The organism is Kitasatospora sp. NPDC091207 (assembly GCF_044768625.1).
In the GTDB taxonomy this organism is placed as follows: Bacteria; Actinomycetota; Actinomycetes; order Streptomycetales; family Streptomycetaceae; genus Kitasatospora.
This window is the reverse complement of record NZ_JBIVVS010000001.1, coordinates 393779-416021: the sequence shown is the minus strand read 5'-3', so window position 1 is coordinate 416021 and position 22243 is coordinate 393779. Positions and strand designations below refer to the sequence as shown.

22 protein-coding genes, 1 tRNA gene and 1 pseudogene are annotated in these 22243 nt (G+C 73.3%); 11 read left to right on the top strand and 13 right to left on the bottom strand.

Annotated elements, in window-relative coordinates:
- Positions 1 to 44: 44 nt before the first annotated feature.
- The 4 genes from ACIQTO_RS01875 to nth all read right to left on the bottom strand — a co-directional run bounded on the left by ACIQTO_RS01875 (position 45) and on the right by nth (position 3762).
- Positions 45 to 746 (bottom strand): metal-dependent hydrolase, encoded by a 702-nt coding sequence (locus ACIQTO_RS01875; RefSeq protein ID WP_402381510.1) that lies wholly within the window; start codon positions 744 to 746, stop codon positions 45 to 47.
- A gap of 133 nt (positions 747 to 879) precedes the next feature.
- Positions 880 to 2064, bottom strand: coding sequence for a MarP family serine protease (locus ACIQTO_RS01870; RefSeq protein ID WP_380578117.1), 1185 nt, complete (start codon positions 2062 to 2064; stop codon positions 880 to 882).
- 46 nt (positions 2065 to 2110) lie between these two features.
- The gene (locus tag ACIQTO_RS01865) at positions 2111 to 2887 is read right to left on the bottom strand and encodes an NUDIX hydrolase (protein WP_402381507.1); all 777 of its coding nucleotides are present in this window, start codon (positions 2885 to 2887) and stop codon (positions 2111 to 2113) included.
- Positions 2884 to 3762, bottom strand: a complete 879-nt coding sequence (gene nth / locus ACIQTO_RS01860; RefSeq protein WP_402381504.1) for an endonuclease III — start codon at positions 3760 to 3762, stop codon at positions 2884 to 2886. The genes ACIQTO_RS01865 and nth overlap by 4 nt, the downstream gene beginning before the upstream one ends.
- Before the next feature lie 312 nt (positions 3763 to 4074).
- On the opposite strand from nth, the gene ACIQTO_RS01855 reads away from it, so the two are divergent.
- Positions 4075 to 4740, top strand: a complete 666-nt coding sequence (locus ACIQTO_RS01855; RefSeq protein WP_402381501.1) for a TetR/AcrR family transcriptional regulator — start codon at positions 4075 to 4077, stop codon at positions 4738 to 4740.
- Between the two features lie 58 nt (positions 4741 to 4798).
- Here the strand turns inward: ACIQTO_RS01855 and ACIQTO_RS01850 are convergent, their stop codons facing one another.
- Positions 4799 to 5656 (bottom strand): isocitrate lyase/phosphoenolpyruvate mutase family protein, encoded by an 858-nt coding sequence (locus tag ACIQTO_RS01850; protein ID WP_402381499.1) that lies wholly within the window; start codon positions 5654 to 5656, stop codon positions 4799 to 4801.
- 484 nt (positions 5657 to 6140) lie between these two features.
- On the opposite strand from ACIQTO_RS01850, the gene ACIQTO_RS01845 reads away from it, so the two are divergent.
- Positions 6141 to 6815 (top strand): Crp/Fnr family transcriptional regulator, encoded by a 675-nt coding sequence (locus ACIQTO_RS01845; RefSeq protein WP_030240972.1) that lies wholly within the window; start codon positions 6141 to 6143, stop codon positions 6813 to 6815.
- A gap of 115 nt (positions 6816 to 6930) precedes the next feature.
- Here the strand turns inward: ACIQTO_RS01845 and ACIQTO_RS01840 are convergent, their stop codons facing one another.
- From ACIQTO_RS01840 to ACIQTO_RS01820, 5 genes are all read right to left on the bottom strand, one after another.
- Complete coding sequence (locus tag ACIQTO_RS01840) at positions 6931 to 7752, bottom strand: MBL fold metallo-hydrolase (RefSeq protein WP_402381498.1); 822 nt, start codon at positions 7750 to 7752, stop codon at positions 6931 to 6933.
- On the bottom strand, positions 7749 to 7943 hold the full coding sequence (locus tag ACIQTO_RS01835; RefSeq protein WP_402381495.1) for a hypothetical protein: 195 nt from the start codon (positions 7941 to 7943) through the stop codon (positions 7749 to 7751). Before ACIQTO_RS01835 ends, ACIQTO_RS01840 begins: the two co-directional genes overlap by 4 nt.
- Positions 7944 to 8077: 134 nt before the next feature.
- The gene (locus ACIQTO_RS01830) at positions 8078 to 8944 is read right to left on the bottom strand and encodes an NUDIX hydrolase (RefSeq protein ID WP_402381492.1); all 867 of its coding nucleotides are present in this window, start codon (positions 8942 to 8944) and stop codon (positions 8078 to 8080) included.
- A 62-nt stretch (positions 8945 to 9006) separates the two neighbouring features.
- On the bottom strand, positions 9007 to 9471 hold the full coding sequence (locus ACIQTO_RS01825) for a RidA family protein (RefSeq protein WP_380578125.1): 465 nt from the start codon (positions 9469 to 9471) through the stop codon (positions 9007 to 9009).
- Positions 9468 to 9626: a DUF4177 domain-containing protein gene (locus ACIQTO_RS01820; RefSeq protein ID WP_094743074.1), complete on the bottom strand. Its 159-nt coding sequence runs from the start codon at positions 9624 to 9626 to the stop codon at positions 9468 to 9470. Before ACIQTO_RS01820 ends, ACIQTO_RS01825 begins: the two co-directional genes overlap by 4 nt.
- A gap of 208 nt (positions 9627 to 9834) precedes the next feature.
- On the opposite strand from ACIQTO_RS01820, the gene ACIQTO_RS01815 reads away from it, so the two are divergent.
- Together ACIQTO_RS01815 and ACIQTO_RS01810 are read left to right on the top strand one after the other, a co-directional pair.
- Positions 9835 to 10917, top strand: a complete 1083-nt coding sequence (locus tag ACIQTO_RS01815; protein ID WP_402381489.1) for an ArsA-related P-loop ATPase — start codon at positions 9835 to 9837, stop codon at positions 10915 to 10917.
- Positions 10918 to 11099: 182 nt separating this feature from the next.
- Positions 11100 to 12257 carry an ArsA family ATPase gene (locus tag ACIQTO_RS01810; protein ID WP_402382703.1) on the top strand — a complete coding sequence of 386 codons (1158 nt, stop codon included), beginning with the start codon at positions 11100 to 11102 and terminating at the stop codon, positions 12255 to 12257.
- Between the two features lie 194 nt (positions 12258 to 12451).
- Here ACIQTO_RS01810 and ACIQTO_RS01805 read toward each other — a convergent pair whose 3' ends face one another.
- A complete protein-coding gene (locus ACIQTO_RS01805; protein WP_033333275.1) occupies positions 12452 to 12775 on the bottom strand; it encodes a WhiB family transcriptional regulator in 324 nt (107 codons plus the stop codon).
- A gap of 507 nt (positions 12776 to 13282) precedes the next feature.
- On the opposite strand from ACIQTO_RS01805, the gene ACIQTO_RS01800 reads away from it, so the two are divergent.
- Positions 13283 to 15580 (top strand): transglycosylase domain-containing protein, encoded by a 2298-nt coding sequence (locus ACIQTO_RS01800; RefSeq protein ID WP_402381486.1) that lies wholly within the window; start codon positions 13283 to 13285, stop codon positions 15578 to 15580.
- A 156-nt stretch (positions 15581 to 15736) separates the two neighbouring features.
- Here the strand turns inward: ACIQTO_RS01800 and ACIQTO_RS01795 are convergent, their stop codons facing one another.
- A complete protein-coding gene (locus tag ACIQTO_RS01795) occupies positions 15737 to 16192 on the bottom strand; it encodes a GatB/YqeY domain-containing protein (protein ID WP_380578128.1) in 456 nt (151 codons plus the stop codon).
- Here ACIQTO_RS01795 and ACIQTO_RS01790 point away from each other — a divergent pair.
- The 3 genes and pseudogenes from ACIQTO_RS01790 to ACIQTO_RS01780 all read left to right on the top strand — a co-directional run.
- Positions 16092 to 16799, top strand: a pseudogene (locus ACIQTO_RS01790) (CGNR zinc finger domain-containing protein); the annotation flags it as partial. The gene ACIQTO_RS01795 and the pseudogene ACIQTO_RS01790 overlap by 101 nt on opposite strands.
- A gap of 163 nt (positions 16800 to 16962) precedes the next feature.
- Positions 16963 to 17904, top strand: a complete 942-nt coding sequence (locus ACIQTO_RS01785; RefSeq protein ID WP_380578130.1) for a metallophosphoesterase — start codon at positions 16963 to 16965, stop codon at positions 17902 to 17904.
- A 100-nt stretch (positions 17905 to 18004) separates the two neighbouring features.
- Positions 18005 to 18078 (top strand) — tRNA-Pro (locus ACIQTO_RS01780).
- A 417-nt stretch (positions 18079 to 18495) separates the two neighbouring features.
- Here ACIQTO_RS01780 and ACIQTO_RS01775 read toward each other — a convergent pair.
- Positions 18496 to 19440, bottom strand: coding sequence for a ScbA/BarX family gamma-butyrolactone biosynthesis protein (locus tag ACIQTO_RS01775; RefSeq protein ID WP_402381482.1), 945 nt, complete (start codon positions 19438 to 19440; stop codon positions 18496 to 18498).
- A gap of 121 nt (positions 19441 to 19561) precedes the next feature.
- On the opposite strand from ACIQTO_RS01775, the gene ACIQTO_RS01770 reads away from it, so the two are divergent.
- The 3 genes from ACIQTO_RS01770 to ACIQTO_RS01760 all read left to right on the top strand — a co-directional run bounded on the left by ACIQTO_RS01770 (position 19562) and on the right by ACIQTO_RS01760 (position 22125).
- The gene (locus tag ACIQTO_RS01770) at positions 19562 to 20188 is read left to right on the top strand and encodes a ScbR family autoregulator-binding transcription factor (RefSeq protein WP_402381481.1); all 627 of its coding nucleotides are present in this window, start codon (positions 19562 to 19564) and stop codon (positions 20186 to 20188) included.
- Positions 20185 to 21174: an NAD-dependent epimerase/dehydratase family protein gene (locus ACIQTO_RS01765; protein ID WP_402381478.1), complete on the top strand. Its 990-nt coding sequence runs from the start codon at positions 20185 to 20187 to the stop codon at positions 21172 to 21174. The genes ACIQTO_RS01770 and ACIQTO_RS01765 overlap by 4 nt, the downstream gene beginning before the upstream one ends.
- Before the next feature lie 222 nt (positions 21175 to 21396).
- Positions 21397 to 22125: a TetR family transcriptional regulator gene (locus ACIQTO_RS01760; RefSeq protein ID WP_402381475.1), complete on the top strand. Its 729-nt coding sequence runs from the start codon at positions 21397 to 21399 to the stop codon at positions 22123 to 22125.
- Positions 22126 to 22243 lie beyond the last annotated feature (118 nt).

Below are 22243 nucleotides of genomic sequence, written 5' to 3'. Positions count from 1 at the left end.
CCTGACCGGCAAGGCCCCGGATCAACGGGTCCAGCGGGCCCGGGTCAGTTCACCACCGTGGGTGCCAGCGCGGTGAACCAGAGCAGCACGAAGGTCGCCACCGTCATGATCGGCACCAGCACCTTGGTCTCGACGCTGTTGCCGCTGCGCTTGATCAGCACCACCTCGTAGCGCTCCTTGTGCGGCCAGAGCAGCGGCGCGCCCTTCTTCGTCAGGCAGTCGCCCAGCAGGTGCGCCAGGGTGCCCAGCGCCACCGCGTACGGCAGCCAGCCGGGAGCGTTCGGCATCCAGGTGTTCATCCCGGCGGTGCCCAGCACGGCGAGGCCGATGATGGTGATCCACATCGTCGGGCCGTCGCCCGGCGGGTGCAGTCGTAGGGCGCGGATCGCGAGCGCCAGGAGGAAGAAGGTCATTCCGAGGGTGAAGTTCCGGCCCAGGAAGGTGACGCCGGCCCAGGTGCCGGCCCCCATCAGCGCGACGAACAGCAGCGAGTGGGTGGCGTGCCGGTGCCCCCCGGAGATCCAGGCCACGAGGCGGCAGAGCAGCCTGGAGACCGGGCCGAGGAAGTTGGCGATCGTCCCGTCGTGGTGATCGAGGTCCGGCAGCAGGGCGGCGCCGGCGCACAGCACCGTGCCCATCAGGATGTCCGCCGGCTGCAGGGTGGTGCCGAGCAGCAGCGGCGGCAGGAACGGCGCCGAGGCCGCGTACAGCATCGCCCCACTGACCGCGTGCGAGTGACCCATCATCGGACGCCGCCGACCTCCGCTCAGCCCACGCCGGGACGGCGCCGGTTGAGCCGAACGGGTGAGCGCGGCCGACGCTACCAGCCGGGGTCGCCGGCGCGGAGGAGATCGGCCGCACCGGCGACGGGCGGCCGCGTCAGAGCGCGCAGCCCTGGGTGTCCACCCGGGTCGTCGCGGTGCTGCCCTTCTCGGCGTCCTCGCGCACCTCGGCGGCGGTCAGCACGTACCCGGTGTCCGCGCTGTCCAACGACTTGGCGAAGACCACGCCGAAGACCTGGCCGTCCGGGGTGAGCAGCGGGCCGCCGCTGTTGCCCTGGCGGACCAGCGAGCGCACCGAGTAGACGTCGCGGACGACCTGGCCGCGGTGGTAGATGTCCGGGCCGTTGGCCTGGATCCGGCCGCGGATACGGGCCGGCTGGACGTTGAAGGCGCCGTTCTCGGGGAAGCCGGCCACGATCGCGTTGTCGTTGGTCTTCGCCTCGCCCGCGAAGGAGAGCGGGGGGGCGTTCAGCTTGGGCACGTCCAGGATCGCGATGTCGCGCTGCCAGTCGTAGCTGACCACGGTCGCGTCGTAGAGCGGGCCGACACCGCCGACCTGCACGGTGGGCTCGTCGACGCCACCGACCACGTGGGCGTTGGTCATCACCCGGTGCGGAGCGAAGACGAAACCGCTGCCCTCCAGGGTCTTGCTGCAGGAGGTCGCGGTGCCGACCACCTTGACCAGGCTCTGCTTCGCCTTGGCCACGGCCGGGCTGGCCGCCAGCGCCGGATCGGGGGTGTCGACCTGGGTGATCGGCTCGTGCTCGAAGGGGTTGAACACCTGGGGGAAGCCGTTGCGCGCGAGCACCTTGGAGAAGTCGGAGAACCAGTTCGGCGCGTCGGAGGGCAGCGCGTCCTGGACGCCGCCCAGGATCGCCGAGGTGCGGACCTGCTTGGAGACGGTGGGCAGGGACGTTCCGGCGAGCGCCGAACCGATCAGCCAGGCGACCAGCAGCATCGAGATCACGTTGACCACCGCACCGCCGGCCGCGTCCAGCGCCTTGGCCGGGCGCCGGTCGATGTGGCCGCGCAGCTTCCAGCCGAAGTGGGTGGTGACCGCCTGGCCGATCGCCGCCAGCACGATGACCACCACGACGGCCACCACCGAGGCGGTGGTGCCGGGGCTGAGGTGGTCGAGCAGCAGGGGCAGCAGTTGGACGGCGAGCAGGCCGCCGCCGAGAAAACCGAGGACCGACATCACGCCGACCACGAAGCCCTGCCGGTAGCCCGACACGGCGAATCCCACGGCGGCGGCGATCAGCAGCAGATCCAGGACATTCACTCCGACACCCTCCCATGACGGGCGGCGGGGCCCCACAGGCGGGCGTTCACGGGGTCCTGGCGTCGCCGCCCAGCAGCGCTCGGGAGCGGTCGCGGTCGCCCTGGACCAAGGCCAGCGCCTCGTCGGAGAGGTCGACGATCCGGGCCGGGTCCCAGGGCAGTTCCAGGCCGCTGTGGTGCAGCACCCGGTCGATCACCCCGGCGGTGAAGCCCCACACCAGCCGGCCGCCGACGGCGAAGGCCGGACCGAGGTGGCCGGACGGATGGCGCAGCCGGGCCCGGTTGGCCGGGTCGGTCAGCTCGGCGATGGGCACCCGGAACACCGCGCCGGTCTCGCCCGCGTCCACCGGACGGACCGGTGACTCCTCGCGCCACCAGCCGAGCACCGGGGTCACCACGAAGCGGCTGACCGGGATGTAGAGGGCGGGCAGGGCGGCGAAGACCTGCACCCCGGACGGGTCCAGGCCGGTCTCCTCCCACGCCTCGCGCAGCGCCGCCGCGATCGGGCCGGGCCCGTCGGGGTCGCCGTCCTCCGGGTCCAGCGCGCCCCCGGGGAAGGACGGCTGGCCGGCGTGCGAGCGCAGGGAGCGGGCCCGTTCGATCAGCAGCAGGTCCGGGCCCGAGGCGCCCTCGCCGAAGAGCATCAGGACGGCCGAGGCGCGTCCGCCCTCGGCGGGCGGCAGGAAGCGGCTCAGTTGCTCGGGCAGCACGCGCTCGGCGGCGTCCCGGACCGGATCCAGCCAGGCCGGCAGGCCGTCCCGCTGGATCCGCCCGTCCGGAGCCGGCCGTCGCTCGGGTCCCCGACCGTGATCGTGCGCCGTCACTCGGCCACCGCCAGGTCCGCGACCTCGCCCCGGTGGGCCACCGCGTCGGCGCGTGCCGCCGCCTCGCCCGGGAAGTCGGCGGGCGGGCGCAGCCGCTGGCCGGGGTGGCCGCCCATCTCGTACTTGAGCAGCTTCTTCGCCTTCTCCGGATCCGTCTCGCCCTCCCCGTAGGAGGGGCAGAGCGGCGCGATCGGGCAGGCCCCGCAGGCCGGCTTCCGGGAGTGGCAGATCCGCCGGCCGTGGAAGACCACCCGGTGCGAGAGCATCGTCCACTCCGACTTCGGGAAGATCTCCGCGACGACCGCCTCGACCTTGACCGGGTCGTCCTCGGCCGTCCACCCGAACCGCCGGGCCAACCGGCCGAAGTGGGTGTCCACGGTGATCCCGGGCACCCCGAACACATTGCCGAGGACCACGTTCGCGGTCTTGCGCCCGACGCCGGGGAGGGTGACCAGGTCGGCCAGCCGGCCCGGGACCTCGCCGCCGAACTCGTCCCGCAGCGCGATCGAGAGCCCGATCAGCGACTTCGCCTTGTTCCGGAAGAATCCGGTCGGCCGGATGATCTCCTCCAGCTCCTCCGGCACCGCCGCCGCCATGTCCTCCGGCGTCGGGTACTTCGCGAACAGCGCCGGCGTCGTCTGGTTCACCCGCAGGTCCGTCGTCTGCGCCGACAGCACGGTGGCCACCAGCAGCTCGAACGGGTTGTCGAAGTCCAGCTCGGGATGCGCGTACGGGTACAGCTCCGCCAGCTCCCGGTTGATCCGCCGGGCCCGCCGCACCATCGCCAGGTGGGACTCCGGCTTCCTCGGCTTCACCGCCGGTTTCTTCGCGGCCGACTTGGGCACAGCCGCCTTCCGGACCTTGCTCTCTGCCATGCACGAAGGCTACGCCGAACAGCCCTGGCCTCGCGGGCGATCAGTGATCGTCGATCGGCGCGGGACGGCAGGCGGTTCGGGGAGTGCGGGCGGGAGGGCACAGGCCGGGCGCCCGGTCAGGCCGGGTCCACCGCGGGCGGCCACCGCGCCGGGCGGGGTCGTCGTCGGTGAGGACCCTGGCGGGTTGGTGGTGGCCCAGGGCCGCGATCCGGGCTCCCGACCCGTCCGCGTCTCCGTGAGGGGGTGTCACCTCGGGGCGATGGCGTCCGAACGGTCGGACTCCAAATGGCCGGCGCTGGCTACACTGCCACGGTGAGCCCGAGAAGATCCGTCGCCGAAGCCCGCCGGACCCGTAGCTCGATCCTGCGCCGGGGCCTGGACCTCGCCTCGGTCGAGGGCCTGGAGGGGCTGACCATCGGCCGGCTCGCCACCGACCTGTCGATGAGCAAATCCGGCGTCCTCGGCCACTTCGGCACCAAGGAGACCCTGCAACTCGCCGTGGTCGACGAGGCGGTCGCCCTGTTCGTCCGCGAGGTGGTGCTCCGCGCGGCGGCCGTCGGCGCGGAGCCCGGACTGCCCCGGCTGCTCGTCCAGTGCGAGGCCTGGGTGTCCTACCTGGAGCGCGACCTGCTGCCCGGCGGGTGTTTCTTCACCGCCGTGACCTCCGAGTTCGACGACCGGGAGCACGGGCCGGTCCGGTCGGCGGTGGCCGCCAAGAACGCCGTCTGGCAGCGCGAGCTGCGGCACCAGGCCGAGCTGGCGATCGCCGCCGGACAGCTGCCGGCGGACCCGGACGCCGACCAGGTGGTCTTCGAACTGACCGGGCAGGTCCTGGCGCTCAACCACGCCCGCCGGCTCTACCGGGACGCGGCCGCGCCCGCCCGCACCCGGCGGGCGATGCGACGCCTGCTCGGGCTGCCCGCCGCACTCGACGGACAGCCCGAGCTGGCTCCACTGCCGGGGCCGGGCGACCACTGACGCCGCCCGGCCCCGATCACCGGCACCTCCCCTGTGCGTGCCGGTGAGCTCTTGCCGGTCAGCGCCGGTACAGCGCGTCCAGCTCCCCGAAGCCCAGCGCGCCGTCCAGCTCCGCCAGGGTGCCCGCGCCGAGCAGTTCGGCGGCGGCCCGGTGGGCGGCGGTGTACGCGGCCTGGGCCAGCCCGGTGCCGACGCTGATCCGCCGCACCCCGGCGGCGGCGAGCTCGGCGACCGTCGGCCCGCCCGGCCCCGCCATCGCGTTCACCGGCAGCGGGGACGCGGCACAGAGCCGGGCCAGCAGGTCGAGATCCAGCAGGCCGGGAACGAAGAGGCCGTCCGCACCGGCCTCCGCGTACGCCGCGGCACGGGCCAGCACGTCGTCGAACCGGCCGGCGCTCGGGCCGATCCCGAACAGGAAGACGTCCGTGCGGGCATTGACCACCAGCTCCGGCAGGCCCGCCCCGGCGGCCGCCTCCCGGGCGGCGCGCAGCCGTGCGGCCTGCTCGGCCGGCGACAGGAGCGGGCCGCCGACCGCCGTCGAGTCCTCCAGGTTGACGCCGGCCGCGCCGGCGCCGATCAGCGCCCGGACGGTGTCGGCGACGTCGGCGGGCTCCGGGCCGTAGCCGCCCTCGGCGTCCACGGTGACCGGCAGGTCCACGACGGCGGTGATCCGGCGGGCGGCCTCGACCATGTCGGTCCGGCCGAGCCGCTGGCCGTCGCCGCGGCCGAGCGACCAGGAGACACCGCCGCTGGTGGTGGCGATCGCCGCGGCTCCGACGGAGGCGATCACGGCGGCGCTGCCCGCGTCCCAGGCGTTCGGCAGGACGAGCACCCCGTCGGCCACGAGCGCCCGCAGTCGCAGCGCCCGGTCGCGGAGCCCGGGGGTGGTGGTGCCGGTGGAGAGGGAGGCGGACATACGGGGTCACCGTCTTTCGAGCCGTCGGATCGTCAGGACCGAATCCTGTGGCACCGGCCTCGGCCGCTCCATTGATTAAGCTGCGACCGAATCCTGGCGGGGCCGGGCCGCGAGCTGGACCGGACTCCTTGACCGGCTCGACCGGCTCGACCGGCTCGACCCGCAGCCTGCCGGACCCTTCGGGAGCGCCCCGGACACCGCCCGGACACCGCAGCGCACCCGGCGGGGCTGACCTGCGAACACCGCGCCGGGCCCACGACACCGGCCGCGCGCGCCGCCGCCACCGCCCCGCGCGCCGCCCCGCAGGCCCGCACGCGCGCCCCGCCGACCGATCCGGCGGTACGAATGGCCCCGCGCAGCACACCTCGGCGCACCCCCTCCTCATATGATCGGAGCGACATGCGCCATGCTTGGTGATGCAGAGCACTGTACGGAACTTGCGCCGACCGGCTTGATCGCCGGGCGGCCGAGAAGGAGGAAGCACGTGGACGACGTTCTGCGGCGCGCCGCACTCTTCGCGGCACTCGACGACGAACAGGCCGGCGAGCTGCGCGCTTCCATGACCGAGGTCACCCTCGCCCGCGGTGAGTCGCTGTTCCACGAGGGCGACCCGGGCGACCGGCTCTACGTCGTCGCCGAGGGCAAGGTCAAGCTGCACCGCGCCTCGCCGGACGGCCGCGAGAACATGCTCGCCGTCCTCGGCCCCAGCGAGATGATCGGCGAGCTGTCGCTGTTCGACCCGGGCCCGCGCACCGCCACCGCGAGCGCGCTGACCGAGGTCAAGCTGCTGGGCCTCGGCCACGGTGACCTCCAGCCCTGGCTGCACGCCCGCCCCGAGGTCTCGATCGCCCTGCTGCGCGCCATCGCCCGCCGACTGCGCCGCACCAACGACGTGATGTCCGACCTGGTCTTCTCCGACGTGCCCGGGCGCGTCGCCAAGGCCCTGCTGGACCTCTCGCGCCGTTTCGGCGTGCAGTCCGAGGAAGGCATCCACGTCGCCCACGACCTCACCCAGGAGGAGCTGGCCCAGCTGGTCGGAGCCTCCCGCGAGACGGTCAACAAGGCGCTCGCCGACTTCGCCGGCCGCGGCTGGCTGAAGCTGGAGGCCCGCGCCGTGGTCCTGATGGACGTCGAGCGGCTCTCCCGCCGCTCGCGCTGACCCGGCCGGCCGGAGCGCTCGCGCCGCCCGCCGGACGCGCCGCCCGCTGACGACGAGGGCCCGTACACCGCTCGGTGTACGGGCCCTCGCGCAGGTCCGGAGCGACCGCGCCCGCTCAGATCAGTCCGTGGTCCTCCAGGTACCGGAGCTGGGCCCGGACCGACAGCTCGGCCGCCGGCCAGAGCGCGCGGTCCACGTCCGCGTAGACCCGGGCCACCACCTCCGACGCCGTCCGGCAGCCGGCCTCGACCGCCGTCTCCACCTGGGCGAGCCGCCCGGCCCGGTGCGCGAGGTAGTAGTCGACGGCGCCGAGCGCGTCCGCGAGCACCGGCCCGTGGCCGGGCAGCACCGTGCGCACCCCGTGCTCGGAGGCCATCGTGTGCAGGTGCCGCAGTGAGTCCAGGTAGTCGCCGAGCCTGCCGTCGGGGTGGGCCACCATCGTGGTGCCGCGGCCGAGGACGGTGTCACCGGTGAGGATCGCGCCGTCCGCCGGCAGGTGGAAGGTCAGTGAGTCCGAGGTGTGCCCGGGGGTGGCGATCACCCGCAGGTCGAGGCCGCCGACCTCCAGCCGCTGCCCGTGCGTCAGCCCCTCGGCGCCGAGCCGGTACGCCGGGTCCAGGGCACGGACCTCGGTACCGGTCAGCTCGGCGAACCGCGCGGCGCCCTCGGAATGATCGGCGTGACCGTGGGTGAGCAGGGTGAGCGCGACGCGCTTGCCCTGCTGCTCGGCGGTGTCGATCACCCGGCGCAGGTGCCCCTCGTGCAGCGGGCCCGGGTCGACGACCACCGCGAGGTCCGAGCCGGGCTCGGAGAGCAGCCAGGTGTTGGTGCCGTCCAGCGTCATCGGCGACGGGTTCGGCGCCAGCACGCACAGCGCCCTGGGGGTGGCCTCGCCGTCGATGCCGGTGGCGGGGTCACCCGGGAGGATTCCGCTCACCGGCCGCTCCCACCGAGTCGGCCGCCCTCACAGCCACGATCGAGCACGCGCGCGGGCAGCGTCCGGACGAGGGCGCGCAGGCCCGGCAGGGCGTCGTCGGCGGCCGCGGCCGCACAGGCGAGCGGGCGGGGGGTCAGGTCGCGGGCGGGCATCTCGCGCACCGTCCGGCGAGCCACGTCGTTGTGGGTCATCGGGCGTCGGTCCTTCCTCGGGTCGGTGTTCGGGTCATCGGTCGGCCCGGACGTCGGGTGTTCCGGGCCGCGGACCGCCGGGGAGCCCAGTGGTCCTGGGCCTCAGCGCTCCTCGGTCTCGGTGGTCCTCGGCCTCAGTGGTCTTCGGGAAAGTGTCCATCGATGGTCAGCTCTTCATACCCCGACCATCGAACCGTCATTCGATCACCCCGGACCTCGGCCGTGCCGAGGATCGGGTGCAGCGAACGGCCCGCCGCCGCGTCCAGCGCCTGCTCGGCGCTGCGCACCGGCAGCAGCTCGCGCAACACGGTCACGGTGGGCGGCAGCATCCCGAACCGGCCCTCCTCATGGCCCTGGACAGCCTCGGCCGGGGAGAGCCAGGCGACCCGGTCGGCCTCGCCGACCTCCAGGGCGGCACGCTGACCCGGCGGCAGGGCCGCGACGAAGAACCAGGTGTCGTACCGGCGCTCCTCGAACGCCGGGGTCACCCAGCGGGCCCAGCCGGCCAGCAGGTCACTGCGGAGCACCAGGCCGTGGGCGCGGAGGAAGTCGGCGAAGGAGAGTTCGTGGGCCTCCAGGGCGGCGCGCTCCGCGCTCCAGTCCCGGGGCTCGGCCGTACTCGTGGCGTCCGGGCCGGCCAGCAGGACGCCGGCCTCCTCGAAGGTCTCGCGGACGGCGGCGCAGACCACCGCCTGCGCGGTGCGGGCGTCCACCCCGAGCCGCTCGGCCCACTCCTGCGGACCGGGACCGGCCCAGCCGAGCTCGGCCTCGGCGTCGCGCGGGTCCACCCCGCCACCCGGATAGGCGTACATGCCCGCGGCGAACGCCATCGAGCTGCGCCGGCGCAGCAGATAGGCCTCCGGCCCGGTCGCCGTGTCCCTCAGCAGCACCACGGTGGCGGAGGGCCGGGGCACCGGCGGGGTCACCTCGCCGGACTCGACCGCCCTGATCCGGGCAGGCCAGCCGGGCGGCATCGGGAGCGTCGTTGCTCGCTGGTCCATGCCCGGATGCTAAGCGCACGAGGGCGGGGTTGGACAGGGCCAACCCCGCCTCGTGATCAGGCTCAGACCTTGACCCGGACCTGGAGTTCCACCTCGACCGGGGCGTCCAGCGGCAGAACGGTCACGCCGACCGCGCTGCGGGCGTGCACGCCGGCCTCGCCCAGCACCTGGCCGAGCAGCTCGCTGGTGCCGTTGATGACACCGGGCTGACCGGTGAAGTCGGGGGCGGAGGCGACGAAGCCGACCACCTTCACGACCCGCTCGATCAGGTCCAGGTCGCCGATCACCGACTTCACCGCGGCCAGCGCGTTGAGCGCGCAGATCTGCGCGAGCTCCTTGGCCTCCTCCGGGGTGACCTCGGCGCCGACCTTGCCGGTGCTCGGCAGCTTGCCGCCCACCATCGGCAGCTGGCCGGAGGTGAAGACGAACTCGCCCGAGCGCAGGGCCGGCACGTAGGCGGCGACCGGCGCGGCCACCGGCGGCAGGGTCAGACCGAGTTCGGCGAGCTTGTCCTCGACCTTGCTCATGCGTTCTTCTCCCGCTTGAAGTAGGCCACCAGCTGCTCCGGGTTGGGGCCGGGCACGACCTGGACGAGCTCCCAGCCGTCCTCGCCGAAGTTGTCCAGGATCTGCTTGGTGGCGTGCACCAGCAGGGGCGCCGTCATGTATTCCCACTTGGTCATGGCCAGACTCTAGACGAGCGGCAACGACGAGTGGCGCGGCCCGCTGGCGGGCGTGTGAGGTGGCCCACAATCCGGGCATGATTCAGGCCTGGTCCCCCTGATGCTCCCGGCATCCGGCGCGGTCCCTGGTTACCCTCGCGGGAGGGCACCTGCGCGGTGGCGGCCCTCGGAACGGCCCTCGGCCCTCGGAGACGGACGGAGACGGAGCGTGGCACGCACCCCCGGCCAGGCGGCCCGGCGTGATCCCGACTGGGAGGGCGTCCGGCTGCACGTGGTCAGTGGCAAGGGCGGTACCGGGAAGACCACCCTGGCCGCGGCGCTGGCACTGGCGCTCGCGGCCGAGGGACGGCGGACGCTGCTGATAGAGGTGGAAGGCCGCCAGGGCATCGCCGAACTGTTCGGGATCGCCGCACTGCCGTACGAGGAGCGCCGGATCGCGTCCGTCACGCGCGCCCAGCTGGGGCTGCCGGGCAGGGGCGGCCACGGGGCCGGCAGCGGCGAGGTCTACGCGCTGGCCATCGACACCGAGCAGGCGCTGCTGGAGTACCTCGACATGTTCTACAAGCTCGGACGGGCCGGGAAGGCGCTCCAGAAGGTCGGCTTCGTCGACTTCGCCACCACCGTCGCCCCCGGTGTCCGGGACGTGCTGCTCACCGGGAAGGCCTGCGAGGCCGCCCGGCGCAAGGGCCCGGACGGGCGGCGCACGTACGACGCGGTGGTGATGGACGCGCCGCCGACCGGCCGGCTGACCCGGTTCCTGAACGTGAACTCCGAGGTGGCCGGGCTGGCCCGGTTCGGGCCGATCCACACCCAGGCGCAGGCCGTGATGCGGGTGCTGAGGTCGCCGGAGACCGCGGTGCACCTGGTCACCCTGCTGGAGGAGATGCCGGTGCAGGAGACGGTCGACGGCTTCGCCGATCTGCGCGAGGCCGCCCTCCCGGTGGGCGGGGTGATGGTGAACATGGTCCGGCCGCCGTTGCTGGACGCGGCGGCGGTGGCCGCGGTGGACGGGGACCACCGCGAGGAGGTCGCGCTGGCCCTCGGCGAAGCGGGCCTCGGCGGGCGCTCACGCAAGGCGGAGACCGTCCGGGCTGCGGTGGACCCGCTGCTCGACCCGCTGCTGGAGCAGGCCCGGGAGCACTCCGAGCGGGTGGAGCTGGAGCGCGAGCAGCGCGCCGACCTGCAGCAGCTGAAGCTCCCCAGCTACGAACTTCCGCTGCTGGGCGAGGGTGTGGACCTCGGCGGGCTGTACCGGCTGGCGGGCGAGCTGAAGCGTCAGGGGGCAGCGTGAACGGGAACGGCGGGCCGGGCGAGGACACCGGGCGGGGCACGAGCGACGGGCGGACCGCGGCGGGCGGGAGCGCCGCGGGAGCGCGGCCCGACGCGGACGGCACCCAGGGTGCGGGCGACAAGCACGGCGTGGACGGCAAGCGCGGTGCGGGTGACAGGCGCGGTGCGGGTGACAGGCCGGGCGTGGTCACCGCGCAGGGCAGTCACCTCGACGTGGACGGACTGATCGACGACCCGAAGACCAGGATCATCGTCTGCTGCGGCTCGGGTGGCGTCGGCAAGACCACGACCGCCGCGGCACTCGGGCTGCGGGCGGCCGAGCGCGGCCGCACGGTCGTCGTGCTGACCATCGACCCGGCCCGTCGGCTGGCCCAGTCGATGGGCCTGACCGAGCTGGACAACACCCCCCGCATCGTCAAGGGCGTCACGGGCGAGGGTGAGCTCCAGGCCATGATGCTCGACATGAAGCGGACCTTCGACGAGGTCGTGCTGGCCCACGCCGAACCCGGACGGGCCCAGGCGATCATGGAAAACCCGTTCTACCAGTCCCTGTCGGCCGGCTTCGCGGGCACCCAGGAGTACATGGCGATGGAGAAGCTCGGCCAGCTCCGGGCGGCCGAGGAGTGGGACCTCATCATCGTCGACACCCCGCCGTCCCGCTCCGCGCTGGACTTCCTGGACGCGCCGAACCGGCTCGGGTCCTTCCTCGACGGCAAGGTGATCCGGATACTGACCGCGCCGGCCAAGGTCGGCGGGCGCAGCGCGATGAAGTTCCTCAACGTCGGGATGGGCCTGCTCACCGGCACCCTCGGCAAGATCTTCGGCGCCCAGCTGCTGACCGACCTGCAGACCTTCGTCAGCGCGATGGACTCGATGTTCGGCGGCTTCCGCGAGCGCGCCGACCGGACGTACCAGCTGCTCAAGGCGCCGGGGACGGCGTTCCTGGTGGTGGCCGCGCCGGAACGGGACGCGCTGCGCGAGGCGGCCTACTTCGTCGACCGGCTCGCCGCCGACCGGATGCCGCTCGCCGGCCTGGTCCTGAACCGGGTACACCGGACCGGCGCTCCGCAGCTCACCGCCGAACGCGCGCTGGCGGCGGCCGAGGCCCTGGAGGAGAACGGCTCGGAGCACACCTCGCCCGAGGCCGAACTGGTCGCGGCCGGGCTGCTGCGGCTGCACGCCGAGCGGATGCAGATCATGTCGCGGGAGCGGCGCACGCGCGACCGCTTCGTCTCGGTCTACCCGGACGTGCCGATCGTCGAGGTGGCCGCGCTGCCCGGTGACGTCCACGACCTGGACGGGCTGCGCGCGATCGGCGAGCGCCTCAGCGGCACCGTGTAGCACTCCCGCACCGGGTGGCGCTCCCGCACCGGGTGGCACTGGCACACCGGGTAGCGGTTCCGCACCGGCCCTCTCCGACGCTGCTCCCCCGTAGCGTCGCCCCCGGACCGTTGCCGTACAGCTCGTGCACCGCCGTCGTCGCGTGGCCCTCGTCCTCCGCCGCGTGACTCCGGTGCTCCCGCACCGCGGGCCGCTCAGCCCGCCTGGGCGTAGTCCGTCAGTATCACACCGGTCGCGAGGGACTCCTCGTACTCGGTGCGAGCCGTCTCCAGCAGCCGCCGCCAGGACATCACCGTCGGCCGTCGGCGCAGCAGCGCACGCCGCTCGCGCTCCGTCATCCCGCCCCAGACCCCGAACTCCACCCGGTTGTCCAGTGCGTCCGCCAGGCACTCCGTCCGAACGGGACACCCACTGCACACCGCCTTGGCGCGGTTCTGCGCCGCCCCCTGGACGAACAATTCGTCCGGATCACTAGTGCGGCAGGCGGCCTGCGCACTCCAGTCGTCTACCCAGCCCATGCCGGCGCCGTCCTCTCCCGAATCGAGGCTCCCCCACGGCGGCAACGGCATATTCACCGTTGCCAGTTGAGGACGTTACGGAAGAACGACAGCTTGCAACAGCCCCTTCGGGCTCAATCTCGAATGACCCGATTGGACTATGGGTATCGGTCAGCTCACTCGTTGGAGTGATCGCAGGTCGCAAGCCTTGCCAAGAACCCCGGGGAAACTCTCGCCACGCGCGCCGTCACTGAGAGCAACCGAATATGGGGGTACAGCTGCCAACAGCTGCCTCAAAAACACTCCAGAGAGGGGCAATTCGGGCAATCCTCATCACTCACAAGAGTGAGTGATGTTGACGCACCGAAGCTGTCGCAAGCTTGTGACAAGCCTAGGCGAACACCTGCCCCTATGTACGGGATTCGGCGACGTAGGGTTCTCCCCATGGCACCGAAGCGCCCCCAGGCACCCCAGCCCCCCGGCAACCACGGAGCTCCGAGCGGCCGACGCCGCGGATCACCGCTCGACATGGCGGGGCACGGAATCAAGTTCCTGGGTGTCAGCGTGCTCTCCGGAGTCCTGCTGGCCGGCATGGCCCTGCCCGCCGTCGGCGCGCTCGGGCTGACCGCCAAGAGCACGGCGGAGAGCTTCGACAACATCCCCGACGACTTCAAGACGCCGCCGCTCACCCAGGCCACGCAGATCTTCGACGCCAAGGGCGGGCTGATCGCCAAGGTCTACGAGCGCGACCGCACGGTGCTCACCGCCGACCAGATGTCCCCGTACATGCGCCAGGCGCAGGTGGACATCGAGGACGCGCGCTTCTACGAGCACGGCGCCGTCGACCTCAAGGGCGTGCTGCGCGCGGCCGGCAAGAACGCCGAGAGCGGCACCGCCTCCCAGGGCGCCTCGACGCTGACCCAGCAGTACGTGAAGAACGTCAACGTGGAGAAGGCCGGCGACGACCAGGCCGCCGTCCTGGAGGCCCAGCGCAAGACCCTGGGCCGCAAGATCCAGGAGCTGAAGGTCGCCATCAAGCTGGAGGAGGACCTGACCAAGGACCAGATCCTCACCAACTACCTCAACATCACCTTCTACGGCCACCAGGCCTACGGGGTCGAGGCAGCCGCCCAGCGCTACTTCAGCAAGAGCAACAAGGACCTCACCATCGCCGAGGCCGCCACCCTGGCCGGCCTGGTGCAGAACCCCTCGCAGTACGACCCGGTGCGCTACCCCGAGAACACCGTGAAGCGCCGCAACGTGGTGCTCGACAAGATGGTCGAGAACAAGCACATCACCGCGGACCAGGCGAAGGAGGCGAAGGCCGCCCCGCTGGGCCTGAAGTACAAGGACCCGCAGAACGGCTGCATCACCGCCAACGCCGGCATGGGCTTCTTCTGCGACTACGTCCGGCACGTGGTCAAGCAGGACCCGGTGTTCGGCAAGAACGCCGCCGACCGGAAGAAGTTCTGGGACCAGGGCGGTCTGAACATCTACACCACGCTCGACCCGGACAAGCAGGCCGCCGCCCAGAACGCGGTGACCAGCAAGGTCAAGGTCACCGACCCGGTGTCGGCCGCCGCCACCATGATGGAGCCGGGCAGCGGCAAGATCCTGGCGATGGCCCAGACCCGCCCGTACGGCCTGGACCCGAACAAGAACCAGACCGTCGTCAACCTCAACGTCGACGCGGCGATGGGCGGCGGCAACGGCTTCCAGCCGGGCTCGACCTTCAAGCCGATCATCGCCGCCGCCGCGCTGGAGTCCGGGATCTCGCCGACCCAGGCGTACCCGTCGGAGAACCGCATCGAGTGGCCGACGATGAAGACCTGCGACGGCACCTGGAAGAACACCGAGAAGGGCGACAAGCGGTACGTCCCGAACGAGAGCAAGTCCGAGGTCGGCCCGTACGAGCTGAAGCAGGCGATGGCCCTCTCGGTCAACACCTACTTCGTCCAGATGGAGGCCGACATGGGCCTCTGCCCGGTCAAGCAGATGGCCAACAAGCTCGGCATCACCACCCGGGCCAGCGGTGACAAGCTGGACGTCGTGCCGGCCATCACCCTGGGTACCCAGGAGATGTCCCCGATGACCATGGCGAACGTCTACGCGACCTTCGCCGCCCGGGGCAAGTACTGCACCCCGATCGCGATCAACAAGATCACCACGGTGGACGGCAAGGACGTCACGGTCCCGGCGTCGAGCTGCAGCCAGGCGATGTCGGAGAGCACCGCGGACGCGCTCAACACCGTCCTGCTCAACGTGACGGAGAAGGGCACCGGCGCCTCGCTCGGTCTGGAGGACGGCCGCCAGATCGCCGGCAAGACCGGTACCACCGACAAGAAGAAGGCCGCCTGGTTCAACGGCTACACGCCGCAGCTGGCCACCGCGGTCTGGATCGGCGGCCCGGCCGGCGGCGTCGAGATGAAGAACATGAAGATCGGCGACACCTACTACGGCAGCGACGGCGTCTTCGGCGCCACCGGCCCCGGTCCGATCTGGAAGATGGCGATGGACCAGGCGCTGAAGGGCTCCGGCAAGGAGACCTTCCAGACCGTCAACATCCCGGACCCGGCTCCGAAGCCCGACCCGAACGCGACCGCTCCGGCCAGCCCGCCGGCCGCCCCGCCGAACGGTGACGCGGCCGCGGCCGGCGGGAACCCGGGCGGGAACCCCGGGGGCAACCCCGGGGGCAACCCCGGGGGCAACCCGGGCGGGGCCAACAACGCCGGCGGGATGATCGGCGGCGGGTTCACCCTCCCGCCGGGGATCATCGGCGGCGGGAACGGCAATGGAAACGGCAACGGGAACGGCGGCCGGCACTGACCGGCCCGCCACCCGGGCACTGAGAGGGGCGCCCTCCGAGCGATCTGCTCGGAGGGCGCCCCTCTTGATGGGTGCGGTCCCGTGGGCGCTCTGCCGTGGGCGCGGTCGCGCGTCCCGCGTTTCGCGGTCGCGTGGGCGCCCGCCCTGTGCGGGCCGTCAGCCGGTGAGCGCCGCCTTGACCGCGGCGGCCACCCGGCCGCCCTCGGCCAGACCGTCCACCTTCGGCTTCACCAGCTTCATCACGGCACCCATGCCCTGCGGGCCGGTCGCACCGCTCTCGGCGACGGCGGCGGCCACGATCGCCGCCAGCTCCTCGTCGGAGAGCTGCTTGGGCAGGTAGCCGGCCAGCAGCTCGCCCTCGGCCCGCTCCCGGGCGGCCTGCTCCGTCCGGCCGGCGGCATCGAACGCCTCGGCCGCCTCCCGACGCTTCTTCGCCTCGCGGGCCAGCACCTTCAGCACCTCGGCATCCGAGAGCTCCCGCTTCTCCTTGCCGGCCACCTCCTCACTGGTGATGGCGGAGAGCGTCAGCCGGATGGTGGCCGAACGCAGCTCGGCCCGATCCCTGATGGCCGCCGTGAGGTCCTCGTGCAACTGCTCCTTGAGCGTGGTCATGGCCCAGAGTCTCCCACCTGCGACGTTCGGCTGCCCGCCATTAACACCGGAGCCCGCGCCCGTGGCCGCCGCAGCGGGCTCCTCGCGCCCGCTTCGTGACTTCTTGCCGTGGTTGCACGACCGACCAACGGGCGACCGGCCCGGTGCCGCTCCCCCCGGGGGCCCGCGCCACCCCTTCGGCCCCGGCGCGCTCCGCCTGGAACCGCTCACCACCGGCGGGCCCGGAGCCCCCGGCCCGGTACGAGCTGCCGCACCACCCCGAGGACCTCACCCGGTGACGGGGGCGGTCCCGGCCGGAGCTGCCCGCCGGCGTCCGCGTCGACGCGGAACAGCTGACCGCCGCCCGGACCGCGCCGCCGCCCACCCGCCACTGGTCCCGCGGATCGGCCCGGACGGCGCGGCCGCCCCGTTGCCGGCCGACGGCGACCAGCTCGTCCCCACCCTCGCCCGTGACACCATCGCGCTGTTCACCGGCCCCTTCGCCCACCGGGTCCGGGAGTGCGGCGCCCACGACCTCTCCCCGGTCTTCGTCGACACCTCACGGCCCGGCCGGCGCCGCTGGTGCTCGACGGAGCGCTGCGGCAACCGGTACGAGGTCCGCGCCCTCCGGGCCCGACGCGACCGGGCCGACGGGCCGGAGCCGGCCGGGCAGCCGGCCCCCGACGCCGGGCCGAATGCCCCCGCCGCGGGGGCATTCGGCCCACGGTGGCGTGTCCCCGCGCACCGACCGGACGTTCACCGGCTGATCCACCGTCTGAGAGCATGGAACGATGCGACCGCTGTACTCCGTCCCCCTCGGAATCGCCGCCACCGGCGCCGCCTGCCTCGCCTACTCCGCCGGGTACGAGGTCCGTTCCTTCCGGCTCCGCCGGGTCGAGGTGCCCGTCCTGCCCAAGGGCGCCCGCCCCCTGCGGGTACTCCAGGTCTCGGACATCCACATGGTGAGCGGCCAGGGCAAGAAGCAGCGCTGGCTGCAGAGCCTCGCCGGGCTCCGCCCCGACCTGGTGGTCAACACCGGCGACAACCTCTCCGACCCGCTCGGCGTCCCCGCCACGCTCGACGCGCTCGGGCCGCTGATGGACTTCCCCGGCGTCTACGTCTTCGGGTCGAACGACTACTACGGCCCGGCCCGCAAGAACCCGGCCCGCTACCTCCAGGCGATGCGCAGCGGCGCCCACGGGATGAACAACCCGGACGGCACCGCGCGCCGCGGGATCACCGGCGCCGTGCACAACCCGTGGGAGAAGCTGCGCGACGGCTTCGACGCGGCCGGCTGGCTGGACCTCACCAACACCCGGGGCCGGCTGAACATCGGCGGCCTCGACCTCGAATTCACCGGCCTGGACGACCCGCACATCCGCCGCGACCGCTACAGCGAGGTCACCGGCGGCCCGTCCGCCGACGCCGACCTCTCGCTGGCCGTCGTGCACGCGCCCTACCTGCGCGTCCTGGACGCCTTCACCGCCGACCGCTACCCGCTGATCCTGGCCGGCCACACCCACGGCGGCCAGCTCTGCGTCCCCTTCTACGGCGCCCTGGTCACCAACTGCGACATCGACTCCAAGCGGGTCAAGGGCCTCTCCACCCACCAGGCGGGCGGCCGCCGCGCGTTCCTGCACGTCTCGGCCGGCTGCGGCACCAACCGCTACACCCCGGTCCGCTTCGCCTGCCCGCCCGAGGCCACCCTCCTCACCCTCACCCCCTCCCGCTGACCTGCGGCGGAGGCCCGCCGGGAATCGGATTTCGTCTCTCGGCAAGCGTCCGGTAGAGTTCTACTCGTTGCGAAGGAAACAGAGCAACAAACCGCAGGACCGGGGTGTGGCGCAGCTTGGTAGCGCGCTTCGTTCGGGACGAAGAGGCCGTGGGTTCAAATCCCGCCACCCCGACCCAGTAGGACCAGCTCAGGGCCGGTCTCCCGCCAGGGAGACCGGCCCTGACTGTTTCTCTCTCCCCGGGTTCCTCGGAGAAGTCCGGGAGGAACCCACCCGGAGGTTCTCCGGGGCGGCCGTCCCTGACCCGGCCTCAGCCGGCGGGCCGAGTGCCCCGAGCAGCGGGACCGGTGACATCGTCCGGCGGGCGGCGAGGCGCTCCTCCCGCACCTCCGTGAGGTCGGCCACAACCGCGTCCGCGCGACCGGCTGGTGCCTCGTCATCGCGCCGACCGGCTGCTTCCGGTCCCGCGACGGCCTCGACCGCGCACGCCGGGCCAGGGGCGGCCCCGCCCGGATCCGGCGCCACGAAGGCCCCGGCCGTCCGGCGGTCTCCTGACCGGTGGGCAGGCCCGGGTGGGCAGTGCGCCGACGGTCAGCGGGTCGGGGCGGCGGGGTGGGGGACGACGGTGACGACGGTGGAGCAGGAGGCGCTGTCGGGGCCCTGGTGGAGGGTCACGCCGATGCGGTCGCGGCCGGCCGGGTCGCGGGGCAGTCGGGCGGCCTCGACCAGGCAGGGCTCGTCGAGCTCGACGTAGCTGGTGAAGACGCACTCCATGGCGACCGCCAGGACGGGGGCCGGCGGGCAGAGGGCCTGGGCGGCCTGGCGGCAGGCGTCGAGGAGCAGGGCGCCGGGCACGTGGTCGACGGGGTGGTCGAAGTAGACCGGGTGGGAGGTGTCGACCCGCAGCTGCCAGCGCCGGGGGTGGTCGGTGGCGGAGAGGGCGATGTCCTGCGCGGTGGCGGCGTCGGGTCTCGCGGTGCGTATCGAGGGCCCCGGCGGCAGGGCGCGCGCCATCATCTCGGCGGCGTCGCCGCGCTCTCCGCGCAGCCGCCGGTAGATGGCCGGGGCCTGGACGGTGAAGCGGGTCTGGGCGGTGGCGAGCGGTTCGCCGGCCCGGCTGATCATGTAGGACAGCGTGAGGGCGCAGACCCGGTTGCCGCGCCGGACCACGTCCTGGCAGACCACGTCCAGCCGGACGTCGTCCCAGTCCTGGTCGGCGGGGTGGTTGACCAGGAGCAGCTCGGGAACCAGCGCGAAGCTGAAGCGGTCCCAGACGAGGTGGTGCCCGATCGGGACGTCGAAGGCGGCGTGGGAGAGCAGCGGGAAGCTCTGCCGGACCGTCTCCACCAGGAGCATCGGGTCGTACAATCCGCCGTCGGCCCGCTCGCGGGGCCAGCGGGCGGTCACCCGGTGGGTGTCGGGCCCGGTGGGCTCCCAGCCGGTCAGCAGCACTTCGTCGGCCGCGCGCTTGTGGACGAGTTCCTTGGGCACGGTGGTCGCAGCGGTGATGGTGCTGCCGGTGTCTGTGCGATACATGTGTGCACTCCCCCAGAATGGCCACTGGCGTGGTTGGTGGAGCCTCCGTTGTGTACGCCGGGCCCCGCTGCAAATAACGTAGAGGTCGTTCTTTTTGTTTGTCGAGGAGTTTGGAGCCACTGTGACGCGAGCGAAGCAGGACCGAGCCGTACGCACCCGCGGGACGATCCTGCGGGCTGCCGCACAGGTCTTCGACGAGTACGGCTTCAGCGGTTCGAGTGTCAACAAGATCATCACACAGGCGGGCACCACCCAGGGCGCAATGTACTTCCACTTCCGGTCCAAGGAGGAACTGGCCAAGGCGGTGATGGACGAGCAGGCCGCCGACCTGGAACTACCGGCACAACCGGCCGGACTGCGCCAGCTCCTCGACCTCAACCTGTACCTGGCCGACGAGCTGCGGGACAACGTGCTGCTGCGCGCGGGCGTGACGCTCGCCGTCGAGCAGGGCCAGCTCGGCCTGCGCGACTTCCGCCCGTACGAGATGTGGGCCGAGCAGTTCTGCGCCGAGCTGGAGGAGGCCCGCAAGGCCGGTGAGCTGCTGCCCGACGTCGACTCGGCGGAGTTCTCCCAGGTCCTGGTCGGGGCGTACACCGGCACGCAGGTCATGTCCCACCTGCGCAGCAACCGCGCCGACCTGCCGGAGCGGATCGCCCGGCTCTGGTGGTACCTGCTGCCCGGCATCGCCACCGCCCCGGTCGTGGAGACGCTGCGGGGCGTCCTGGCGGAGCGCGGGCACCGGGCATGACCGGGCCCGCCATCCTGCTGACCGGAGCCGGCGGCTTCATCGGCTCGGCGGTGCTCGCCGCACTGCGCGACCGGCCCGGGGCCGGCCCGGTCCGGGCCCTCGCCCGCTCCGCGGCACCGCCCGGGACGGTCCGGGTCGCGGCGGACCTCGCCGACCCGGCGACGCTGCGCGGCGCGGCCGAGGGCGCCGACGTCCTGGTCCACCTCGCCGCCGCGGTCTCCGGCGACGAGGAGTCCTGCGCGGCGGTCAATGTGCACGGCACCCGGGCCCTGCTCGCGGAGGCCGCGCGGGCGGGCGTGGGCCGGATCGTCCACCTCTCCACCACCGCCGTGTACGGCCCCGGCCCGCACCGGGGCATCGACGTGGACGCGGTGGCGCCGGCCCCCGTCTCGGCGGCCAGCCGGACCAGGCTGACCGGGGAGCGGGCGGCGCTCGACGCCGGCGCGGTGGTGCTGCGCGCGCCGCTGGTGCTGGGCGCGGGGGACCGCTGGGTCGTGCCCTGCCTCGCCGAACTCACCCGCCGGGTACCGGCCCGCTGGGACGGCGGCGCCGCCCGGCTCTCGCTGGTCGCGGTGGAGGACCTGGCCCGGCTCGTCGCCGGACTGGCCGTCGGCCCGGCCCCGGCCCCGGGTGGGGTCCACCACGCCGGCCACCCCGAACCCGTCCGCGGCGGCGCCCTGTTGGACACCCTCGCCGAGCACGGGGTGCTCGCGCCCACCCCCGGCCCGGACTGGTCCTGGGAGCAGTGCGTGGCCGAACTCCGGCGGGTGCCGGGGGTGTTCAGCGAGCGGCAGTTCGCGCTGCTGGCACAGGACCACTGGTACCGCAGCGCGGAGATCTGGCAGCTGGCGGACGTCGACCCCGGACCGGGACCGCTGCACCGGCTCGCCGCGGCCGCCCCCTGGTACCGGGAGCACCTCGCCCGGATCGGCGCCCCGGCCACCGAACAGAGTTCCGGGAGAGTTGCCAAAGCTGCAAGCGGATGACGGGTGAGCGGTGCGTATGCGGCCCGCTCCGCGTAGCGTCAGGACTCCGTCGGATCGGCTCGGACCGACCCAGGGGTCCCGGCCTCTCCGCCCACCCCGCTCCGCCCGCTCGAAGGAGCCACCCCCGCTCATGCGGTTCGTCAGTCCCCCGCTCCAGGCCGTGGAGCCGGTGCCGACGCTCGGCCGGCGCGCCCGAGCAGCCCTCCCCACCGGCGGTGGGCGATGAAACAGGAACGGGCCCAGCACACCCGACGGGCCCTGTTACGGGCCGCCGCCGGTGAGTTCGACCGGCACGGGTACGCGGGCACCTCGCTCTCCCGGGTCAGCCGGGCGGCCGGCGTCACGATGGGCGCGCTGACCTTCCACTTCCCCACCAAGGCCAGCCTGGCGGACGCGGTCCGCGCGGATGCCATCACGCTCACCCGGGCGGCGGTCGGAACCGCCGCGGGCGGCGAGGGCGGCGGCACCCCGGGCGAGGGCACTCCCGCCCGCGACGGGCCTGACGGGCCCGGCGGGCCCGACGGCACCGGTGAGGTGGCACGGCTGACCGACGTGCTCACCCGGCTGCTCCAGGACGAGCCCAGCGTCAGCGCCGCGGCCAGGCTGGCCTGGGAACAGCCCGGATCGGCCGACAACTGGTACGCCAGCTGGCTCCCCGTCCTGCGCGGACACCTGGCGCGGCAGCCGTCCCGGGTGCCCCCGCAGCGGGCCGACGGGCCGGGCCCCGAAGCGCACGGGGCCGACGGTCCCGACCCCCAGGAGTGGGAGGCCCGGGCAGCGGCCGCCGACGCGCAGGACCTCGAAATCCTGGTGCACTGCCTCGTGGTGGGCTCGGAGGCACTACGGCGCGGCGTCGTCCCGGTGGGCGGGGAGACCGCCCCCGGCGGGGAGGAGCTCCGGCAGCGGCTGCGCAGGCTCTGGCACCGCACGCTGGCCGGTCCCTCCGCCTGACGCCGGACCACCTCGGGCCGCCGGCATCGGACCACCGCTGCCGACGCACCGCCGCCCACCCGCCGCCGTGCACCCGCTTCGAGCGCCCGGGTGGTCGTCCCCGGTACGGTCCGAGGGG

Excerpts from the sequence above, each read along its gene's own strand:
- nth (WP_402381504.1), bottom strand. The coding sequence starts at position 3,762 with ATGGCAGAGAGCAAGGTCCGGAAGGCGGCTGTGCCCAAGTCGGCCGCG.
- ACIQTO_RS01775 (WP_402381482.1), bottom strand. The coding sequence starts at position 19,440 with ATGTATCGCACAGACACCGGCAGCACCATCACCGCTGCGACCACCGTG.
- ACIQTO_RS01830 (WP_402381492.1), bottom strand. The coding sequence starts at position 8,944 with ATGGACCAGCGAGCAACGACGCTCCCGATGCCGCCCGGCTGGCCTGCC.
- ACIQTO_RS01825 (WP_380578125.1), bottom strand. The coding sequence starts at position 9,471 with ATGAGCAAGGTCGAGGACAAGCTCGCCGAACTCGGTCTGACCCTGCCG.
- ACIQTO_RS01765 (WP_402381478.1), top strand. The coding sequence starts at position 20,185 with ATGACCGGGCCCGCCATCCTGCTGACCGGAGCCGGCGGCTTCATCGGC.
- ACIQTO_RS01820 (WP_094743074.1), bottom strand. The coding sequence starts at position 9,626 with ATGACCAAGTGGGAATACATGACGGCGCCCCTGCTGGTGCACGCCACC.
- ACIQTO_RS01760 (WP_402381475.1), top strand. The coding sequence starts at position 21,397 with ATGAAACAGGAACGGGCCCAGCACACCCGACGGGCCCTGTTACGGGCC.
- ACIQTO_RS01800 (WP_402381486.1), top strand. The coding sequence starts at position 13,283 with ATGGCGGGGCACGGAATCAAGTTCCTGGGTGTCAGCGTGCTCTCCGGA.
- ACIQTO_RS01785 (WP_380578130.1), top strand. The coding sequence starts at position 16,963 with ATGCGACCGCTGTACTCCGTCCCCCTCGGAATCGCCGCCACCGGCGCC.
- ACIQTO_RS01805 (WP_033333275.1), bottom strand. The coding sequence starts at position 12,775 with ATGGGCTGGGTAGACGACTGGAGTGCGCAGGCCGCCTGCCGCACTAGT.
- ACIQTO_RS01850 (WP_402381499.1), bottom strand. The coding sequence starts at position 5,656 with ATGTCCGCCTCCCTCTCCACCGGCACCACCACCCCCGGGCTCCGCGAC.
- ACIQTO_RS01875 (WP_402381510.1), bottom strand. The coding sequence starts at position 746 with ATGATGGGTCACTCGCACGCGGTCAGTGGGGCGATGCTGTACGCGGCC.
- ACIQTO_RS01795 (WP_380578128.1), bottom strand. The coding sequence starts at position 16,192 with ATGACCACGCTCAAGGAGCAGTTGCACGAGGACCTCACGGCGGCCATC.
- ACIQTO_RS01835 (WP_402381495.1), bottom strand. The coding sequence starts at position 7,943 with ATGACCCACAACGACGTGGCTCGCCGGACGGTGCGCGAGATGCCCGCC.